Origin of the sequence: Streptomyces sp. SID3343, from assembly GCF_009865215.1 — a bacterium.
In the GTDB taxonomy this organism is placed as follows: domain Bacteria; phylum Actinomycetota; class Actinomycetes; order Streptomycetales; family Streptomycetaceae; genus Embleya.
In genome coordinates this window covers 1-883 of sequence record NZ_WWJX01000256.1, presented here as the reverse complement: position 1 = coordinate 883, position 883 = coordinate 1, and the positions used below count along the sequence as shown (strand labels likewise).

The window sequence follows — 883 nt, the reverse complement described above, 5'->3', positions numbered from 1 at the left end:
TTCAGCGGCTCGGAGTACACCCCGATGTGGGTCCGACAGCGCACGTGGGAAGCGCATCCGGCGGCGGTGGCGCAGACTCGGGATCTGACCTGGGCGGCGTTGGCGGACTGGAACCTGATCGAGCTGACGGATCCCGCGATGCTGTGCGTGTCCGAACTCGCGACCAACGCGATCCTGCACGCGGTGATACCGAGTGGGCGGGTGAGCTGGCTCGGTCGCACGTTCACGGTGCGGCTGTTGTTCTGGCCCAAGCGGGCGGTGGCGATCGAAGTTCAGGACCACGACCCGCGTCCGCCCCGGGTGCCGGACCGCCGGGTGATGAAACCGTCGCTGTCGGCGCCGGATGAGATCGGCGACTCGTCGCGTGGTCTGCGCCTGGTCGAAGCGTGCTCGGACTTCCTCATGTGGAACCCGACCGCGATGGGCGGCAAGGCCGTGTGGTGTCGCTTCGACCTCGAACCACGCAAGCTGGCAAGGCCGTTCCTGATGAACGGGAATCCATAGACGGCGGGGGCCTGCCGTGGGTCTGGCCGGCAAGCCCCCGTCCGTTCCGGTTGCTGCCGCCTTCAGCGACCGGAACAGTGCCCTGACGTCGGGTGAGTCCTCGTCGGCGCACCGGAGCGGCGTCCCGACGGCTGCACCCTTCGGGGCGTCGCTCCACAACCGCATACGCAACACCGGACCACCCCCCAACCTTGGCGGGCAGGGGTGGTCCGGCTGAGGGAACCTGACGGAACCCCGGTGCCGATGGTACCGGGGTCGTCGCGCTGCGTGCTTGCGTGACGGGCCGTCAGGTTCCTTGCGTTTGACGGCGGTTGAGAGGGGACGTTGGTCGTGGTGTATCTCGATGACGGCGACACGGGGGACGTGTCGGGGCCTGCGC

The 883-nt window shown here is 68.6% G+C and carries 1 protein-coding gene; it reads left to right on the top strand.

Going from position 1 to position 883, the window contains the following annotated elements; all coding sequences use genetic code 11:
- On the top strand, positions 1-504 hold a 504-nt coding region (locus GT354_RS08660; RefSeq protein WP_346011935.1), incomplete at its 5' end, for an ATP-binding protein.
- Between the last annotated feature and the right edge of the window lie 379 nt (positions 505-883).